7 protein-coding genes and 2 pseudogenes are annotated in these 6,932 nt (G+C 57.6%); 6 read left to right on the top strand and 3 right to left on the bottom strand.

The genetic code is table 11. The annotated features are described in order from the left end of the window. On the top strand, positions 1–2,210 hold a 2,210-nt coding region (locus tag QZ326_RS10250; protein ID WP_295744855.1), incomplete at its 5' end, for a 2-oxoacid:acceptor oxidoreductase family protein. A 93-nt stretch (positions 2,211–2,303) separates the two neighbouring features. Here the strand turns inward: QZ326_RS10250 and QZ326_RS13440 are convergent. The 3 genes and pseudogenes from QZ326_RS13440 to QZ326_RS10260 form a co-directional block, all read right to left on the bottom strand. After that, a complete protein-coding gene (locus QZ326_RS13440) occupies positions 2,304–2,435 on the bottom strand; it encodes a DUF4368 domain-containing protein (RefSeq protein ID WP_365329033.1) in 132 nt (43 codons plus the stop codon). Next, positions 2,422–2,532: a DUF4368 domain-containing protein gene (locus QZ326_RS10255; RefSeq protein ID WP_295744857.1), complete on the bottom strand. Its 111-nt coding sequence runs from the start codon at positions 2,530–2,532 to the stop codon at positions 2,422–2,424. The genes QZ326_RS13440 and QZ326_RS10255 overlap by 14 nt, the downstream gene beginning before the upstream one ends. A gap of 208 nt (positions 2,533–2,740) precedes the next feature. Continuing rightward, a pseudogene (locus QZ326_RS10260) lies at positions 2,741–3,131 on the bottom strand (ATP-binding cassette domain-containing protein); the annotation flags it as partial. Between the two features lie 382 nt (positions 3,132–3,513). On the opposite strand from QZ326_RS10260, the gene QZ326_RS10265 reads away from it, so the two are divergent. The 5 genes and pseudogenes from QZ326_RS10265 to QZ326_RS10285 form a co-directional block, all read left to right on the top strand. Further along, positions 3,514–3,768, top strand: a complete 255-nt coding sequence (locus QZ326_RS10265) for a hypothetical protein (RefSeq protein WP_295744859.1) — start codon at positions 3,514–3,516, stop codon at positions 3,766–3,768. A 1-nt stretch (position 3,769) separates the two neighbouring features. Further along, the gene (locus tag QZ326_RS10270) at positions 3,770–4,357 is read left to right on the top strand and encodes a restriction endonuclease subunit S (RefSeq protein ID WP_295744861.1); all 588 of its coding nucleotides are present in this window, start codon (positions 3,770–3,772) and stop codon (positions 4,355–4,357) included. Further along, positions 4,342–4,671 (top strand): annotated as a pseudogene (locus QZ326_RS10275) (site-specific integrase); the annotation flags it as partial. The gene QZ326_RS10270 and the pseudogene QZ326_RS10275, both read left to right, overlap by 16 nt. A gap of 604 nt (positions 4,672–5,275) precedes the next feature. Further along, positions 5,276–6,562: an O-acetylhomoserine aminocarboxypropyltransferase/cysteine synthase family protein gene (locus QZ326_RS10280; RefSeq protein ID WP_295744863.1), complete on the top strand. Its 1,287-nt coding sequence runs from the start codon at positions 5,276–5,278 to the stop codon at positions 6,560–6,562. After that, positions 6,562–6,932, top strand: a 371-nt coding sequence (locus QZ326_RS10285) for a homoserine O-succinyltransferase (protein WP_295744865.1), incomplete at its 3' end; no start/stop codon positions are given. The genes QZ326_RS10280 and QZ326_RS10285, both read left to right, overlap by 1 nt.

Genomic DNA, 6,932 nt, shown 5'->3' on the forward strand with positions numbered 1-6,932 from the left:
ACTTCGTGGCCTGCCACGTGCCCGCCTATATCATCAAGGCCTTCCCCATGGTCCGCGATGTGAAGCCCGGCGGCACCTTCCTCATCAACTGCCAGTGGAGCGATGAGGAGGTCAACAAGCACATGCCTGCCGTGGCCAAGCGCTATATCGCCGAGAACAACATCCAGGTCTACACCATCAACGCCATCGACCTGGCCAAGGAGATCGGCATGGGCAAGCGCACCAACACCATTCTTCAGTCCGCGTTCTTCTCCCTGGCCAAGGTCATGCCCGAGAGCGAGGCCATCGGCTACATGAAGGACGCCGCCACCCACTCCTACCTGAAGAAGGGCCAGGACGTGGTGGATATGAACCACAAGGCCATTGACGCCGGCGCCACCGCCTACAAGAAGTTCGAGGTTCCCGCCGACTGGGCCACCGCTCAGGATACCCCCGACACCACCGTTCTGGAGGGGCGCCCGGAGCTTGTGGAGCAGGTCAGGACCATCCTCAACCCCGTCGGCAAGATGGACGGCGACAGCCTGCCCGTCTCCGCCTTCGTCAAGCATGTGGACGGCCAGTTCGAGCTGGGCGCCGCCGCCTATGAGAAGCGCGGCGTGGCCGTCACCGTCCCCAACTGGGACTCCACCAAGTGCATCCAGTGCAACAACTGTGCCTATGTCTGCCCCCATGCCACCATCCGTCCCTTCGCTCTCAGCGAGGAGGAGGCCAAGAACGCCCCCGACGCCGCCAAGATTGTGGACGTCAAGGCCGGCAAGGGCAAGGGCGTGTACAAGTACACCATGGCCGTGTCTCCTCTGGACTGCATGGGCTGCGGCGTCTGCGTGGGCGTGTGCCCGGTGAGCGCCCTGGCCATGGTACCCCAGGAGCAGGAAGCGGCCCAGCAGGATGTCTTCAACTACTGCGTATCCAAGGTCGAGGAGAAGGCGGATCTGCAGGACGCCACTGTCAAGGGCAGCCAGTTCCGCAAGCCCCTGCTTGAGTTCTCCGGCTCCTGCGCCGGCTGCGCCGAGACCAGCTATGCCCGCCTGATCACCCAGCTCTTCGGCGACCGGATGTATATCTCCAACGCCACCGGCTGCTCCTCCATCTGGGGCGGTCCCGCGGCCACCTCTCCCTACTGCACCAACGCGGACGGCCACGGCCCCGCCTGGTCCAACTCCCTGTTCGAGGACAACGCCGAGCACGGTCTGGGTATGTATCTGGGCCAGAAGGCCATCCGCGACCGGCTGGCGGACCGGACCCGTGACCTGATCGCGGTGCCCCACACCTACCAGCCCCTGAAGGATGCCGCTCAGAAGTGGCTGGACACCATGGAGGACAGCGCCGCTAACGGCGAGGCCGCCAAGGAGTATGTCAAGCTGCTGGAAGAGAGCATTATGTCTGTCGACAGCATCGTCGCCTTCACCTCCAGCCCCGACGCCGCCAAGGTCTTCGGCGATCAGCTGCCCAAGTTCCAGGCCCACGCCAAGGAGCTGAAGGCCAGCGGCGCCAAGTTCTGCGACTGCGACGCCTGCAAGCTGGTTGCTGAGATTTTGAAGGACAAAGAGTACTTGGCCAAGAAGTCTGTGTGGATCTTCGGCGGCGACGGTTGGGCCTACGACATCGGCTTCGGCGGTGTGGATCACGTCCTGGCTTCCGGCAACGACGTGAACATCTTCGTCTTCGATACCGAGGTCTACTCCAACACCGGCGGCCAGGCCTCCAAGGCCTCCAACATCGGCCAGGTGGCCCAGTTTGCCGCCGCCGGTAAGGAGATCAAGAAGAAGTCCCTGGCGGAGATCGCCATGAGCTATGGCTATATCTACGTGGCCCAGGTGGCCATGGGCGCCAACCCCGCCCAAACCCTCAAGGCCATCCAGGAGGCCGAGGCCTATCCCGGCCCGTCCCTGGTTATCGGCTACTCCCCCTGCGAGATGCACAGCATCAAGGGCGGCATGATGAACTGCCAGTCCGAGATGAAGAAGGCTGTGGAGTGCGGCTACTGGAACCTGTTCCGCTTCAATCCGGCCGCTGAGGGCGCCAAGTTCACCCTGGACTCCAAGGAGCCCAAGGGCGGCTATCAGGAGTTCCTGATGAACGAGGCCCGTTACAGCCGTCTGACCCGCGAGTTCCCCGACCGGGCCAACGAGCTGTTCCAGCGTAACGAGAAGGCCGCTATGGACCGGTACGAGCACCTGCTGAAGCTCAAGGCCATGTACGAGGGCTGAGGCGCAATCCCAATGTAAAAAAGGTCCCGGAGCAATTGGGCGGGCCTCATAAGGAAGTGCTTTCATCTTTGAAGAAGTGGCGTAGTCGGGAGGCTACGCCACTTCTTTCTTTGCCTGGAGAGTGGGAAGAATACCAATAAAGTTATAAACGATATCGACCTGCCGGGAGCGGTGGCCGCTGGACTTGTCCGGGGCGTGTACGTTGATAGGCTCAATAAAACTCATTCACAATAGCCGGGGTGAGCGTGTCAACCTCGCTGTACTTCTTCACCAGGGCGATAAACTGCGCTATGTTCACGGCCTGGGCCTGTTCCTTGTCCAATTCGGCATGGATGGCCTTGGCCTTTTTCGTCAGCGTGCGCTGTTCGGCCTCATAGGACTTGGACAGCTTGGAAAAACGCCCGTCTGAAAGTTTCCCGGATACATTGTCCTCAGAGAGCTTTTGTCAAGGGTAAATTTAGCAAAATGGAAAGCTGGGAGATAAATCAACTGCTTTTATCTCCCAGCTTTTTATATCCAGTTACATTATATCACAATACCCAATTCTGACTCTCGGTTTGCAATTGCACCATCCGGGCAAAGGCCCCGTTCTGTTTCATCAGCTCTGCCGGTGTGCCCGTCTCGGCCACCGTGCCGCCGGACAGCACCACGATCTTGTTGGTGTTCTCCACCGTCCTCATGTGATGGGCGGTGATCAGCACCGTCTTTTGCTCCACCAGCCGGGAGATTGTCTGCTGAATCTCCGTTTCATTCTCCGCGTCCAGAGAGACGGTGGCCTCGTCCGGCAGGATGATGGGAGCGTCCTTCAAAAGCGCACGGGCGATGGAGATGCGCTGCCGTTCACCCCCCGGAGAGGGTAGAGCCGTTCTCCCCGATCACGGTCTGATACCCCTGGGGAAGCTTGGCGATAAACTCATCACACACGTCAATCCCCAGCACTCCGCTGTTTCTTGCAGGATATAATCAGCACAGCGGCCCGCTATTACGCATGGACCGTTTCCTGCCAGTTCCAGAATAACCTGCCGCTGAACACACCACAAATCATCTTAAACGGAATGCCCGTTGCAATCCCGGTCTGAGAAAGCACTGGCCAGCCAACTGCTGTGGGCGGCGTATTCGCCCCGCTCGGCAATATAATCTCTGGACAATCCGGTTGCTTCTTCCAGCTTTTCGATCTGTTCTGCACCATAGCTGGGATGCGCTCATCACCGAGGAAAAGGCACTCCGGCGGACAATCAAAACTGATTCCGCTGAGCTTCATCTGAAAACGAAAACCACGATTGAAGGGCTTTCTGATGATGATGTGTTGGAACTTCTGCGGAAAAAGTGGATCACTCCCATTGTGGACAGAATCCGCTCTCTGCCTGATGCGGTTATGGCGGACTTCATTGGCAAGCTGGAGGCCATCTGCAAGAAATATGAAACGACCTTTGCCGAGGTCGAGGAGGAAATTGCCGATACTGAACGCTCTCTGATTGCGCTTCTGGACAATCTGACGGGCAGCGAGTTTGACATGAAGGGCCTTGCGGAGTTCAAAAAACTGCTGGGGGGTGAATAATATGCAGAAAAAGGCCCGTGTACCGGCCATCCGGTTTGCCGGATTTGCGGATTCTTGGGAACAGCGTAAGCTGGGGGAGTGGTTTTCAGAGCGGGTGGAAAGTATGCCTGGCGGTGAGCTGATTTCCGTCACAATTAACGAAGGAATTAAGAGGTTTGCCGAACTTGGCAGACACGATAATTCAAACGGGGATAAGTCGAAATACAAGAAAGTTTGTGTTGGAGACATAGCCTACAACTCTATGAGAATGTGGCAAGGTGCAAGTGGATATTCTCCTTATGAGGGCATTGTAAGTCCGGCATATACGGTACTTGCGTCAAATCCGGGCATCAATTCACAGTGTTTGGCTTATCACTTCAAACTGCCAGAGATGATACATACTTTTCAAATCAACTCTCAGGGAATCACATCAGACACTTGGAATTTGAAGTTTCCAGCGCTGAGCGAGATAGAAATTTTTATATCTACGGATGAACGGGAGCAAGAGAAAATTGCTGCTTTCTTCCGCCACCTTGACCACCTTATCACCCTTCATCAGCGTGAGTATTTTTATATACACTCAGGAGGGAACCTATGCGAAGTGAAATAACAGAAAACGAGCTTTTTTATCGCTATTACGCTCAGTGGATAAGGGTCTACAAGGAAGGTGCTGTCCGCAAAGTCACAATGGATAAATACCTGATGACCCAAGCGTGGCTCGAAAAGCTCGTCCCCAACCTCAAATTGTGCGGGGTTACGCGAATGACCTACCAACAGCTTCTCAATGACTATGCCGCACAATATGAGCGGCAGACCACGATGGACTTTCACCACCAACTCAAGGCCGCCATCTTGGATGCGGTTGATGACGGCATGATTGAGCGCGACCCTACGCGCAAGGCGATTATCAAGGGCAAGTCGCCTACCCAGAAGAAGATAGTTGTTCCTAATACCATATATTTCCTGCAAACACTATCAAAAAAATCTATAAAATTTTTCGCACTTCTCTTGGCAAACGGCGAGTCATCGCCATATGGGGCAATCATGCGTTTTTTGAGATTGCACCGTCGTACGGCGCGGGGCTTACCGGAAAAGAGGGCAAAAATCCGCGGTTGACAAATTCGCCGCCGCTTTTTATAATATTCCTCAAAGCGATGATGGAGAGGGACGGGGACGCAGCCCCTCAGAGAGCCGGCGGGCGGTGCGAGCCGGCGGGAATTGTCCTCAGGTCCTATGGCTCCTGAGCCGGACGTTCGACAATGTAGGGCGTTTCGTGAGGCCGCGTTAAGGCAAAAGGGCTGTTGGGCCCTGAGGGGCGTCAGGCCGTGAGGCCGGCGCAATTTGAGTGGTACCGCGGAAGTGCGGGAAGCACTGAAATGATCCCCATACGCGTCTTGGCAAAAATTTTTTGCCAAGACGCGCTCGTTGATTGTTTCAGCGCATCTCTGGGCTTTCGTCTCAAAGAGAACTTCTTTGGGGCGAAAGCTGTTTTTTCGTCCCATGCAAACCGGAAAGGAGCGCGATTTCTATGAGCAATTACCGTCCAGAGACCATCTGTGTCCAGGGGGGATATGCCCCCGGCAGCGGCGAGCCCCGGCAGATCCCCATCATCCAGTCTACAACCTTCAAATATGCCACCTCCGAGGATATGGGCAGGCTTTTTGATCTGGAGGCCAGCGGTTATTTTTACTCCCGCCTGCAAAACCCCACCTGTGACCACGTGGCGGCTAAAATCGCCGCCCTGGAGGGGGGGACGGCGGCCATGCTCACCTCTTCCGGCCAGGCGGCCAACTTCTTTGCCCTGTTCAATCTGGCCTCCTGCGGGGACCACATTGTCTCCTCCTCCACCATCTACGGCGGCACATTCAACCTGATCTCTGTCACCATGGCGAAGATGGGGGTAGAGGTAACCTTTGTCTCCCCGGACTGCTCGCCGGAGGAGCTGAACGCCGCTTTCCGGCCCAATACCAAGGCCGTCTTCGGCGAGACCATCGCCAACCCCGCCCTGACGGTACTGGACATTGAGAAATTTGCCGCCGCCGCCCACATCCATGGCGTGCCTCTGGTGGTGGACAATACCTTTGCCACCCCCATCGGCTGCCGCCCCTTTGACTGGGGCGCGGATATTGTCACCCACTCCACCACCAAGTACATGGACGGCCACGGTGCCGCGGTAGGCGGGGCCATTGTGGACTCCGGAAAATTCGATTGGATGGCCCACGCGGAGAAGTTCCCCGGCCTCTGCACGCCGGATGAGAGCTACCACGGCATCACCTACGCCGAAAAGTTCGGAAAAGAGGGGGCCTTTATCACCAAGTGCACGGCCCAGCTCATGCGGGATCTGGGCTGCACCCCCTCCCCCCAGAGCGCCTTTTATCTGAATCTCGGGCTGGAGAGCCTTCACGTGCGCATGGCCCGCCACCGCGAGAACGGCCAAGCCGTGGCAGAGTTTCTGGCGGCGCACCCAAAGGTGGCCAGTGTCAGCTACTGCGGCCTGCCTGGGGACAAATACCACCATCTTGCAAAGAAGTATCTGCCCCACGGCTCCTGCGGCGTGGTGTCCTTCGAGCTGAAGGGCGGCCGGGAGGCCGCCGGCACCTTTATGAGCCGCCTGAAGCTGGCGGCCATCGAGACCCACGTGGCCGACGCCCGGACCTGCTGCCTCAACCCCGCCGCCTCCACCCACCGCCAGATGACCGACGAGCAGCTGCTGGCCGCCGGTGTTCCTGCGGGTCTCATCCGCATCTCCTGCGGCCTGGAGAGCAAGGAAGACCTCATCGACGACATCAACCAGGCATTGGAGGCTGTTGACTGATGCCCATTAAAATTCCAAATCAGCTCCCCGCCACCAAGACGCTGACGGCGGAGAATATCTTTGTCATGACAGAGACCCGGGCTGTCACTCAGGATATCCGTCCCCTTCAGATCCTGCTGTTGAATCTGATGCCCACCAAGGCGGACACGGAGACCCAGCTGGCCCGGGTTCTGGGCAACACGCCCCTTCAGATCGACCTGGAGCTTATCGCTCCCGCCGGGCACACTTCCCGCAACACTTCTCAGGAGCATATGCTGTCCTTTTACAAGACCTTTCCCGAGGTAAAGGACCGCACCTTTGACGGCCTGATTATCACCGGCGCGCCGGTGGAGCACCTGCCCTTTGAGGAGGTGGACTACTGGCCGGAGCT

The organism is uncultured Oscillibacter sp., assembly GCF_910587525.1.
Classification (GTDB): Bacteria; Bacillota; Clostridia; order Oscillospirales; family Oscillospiraceae; genus Oscillibacter.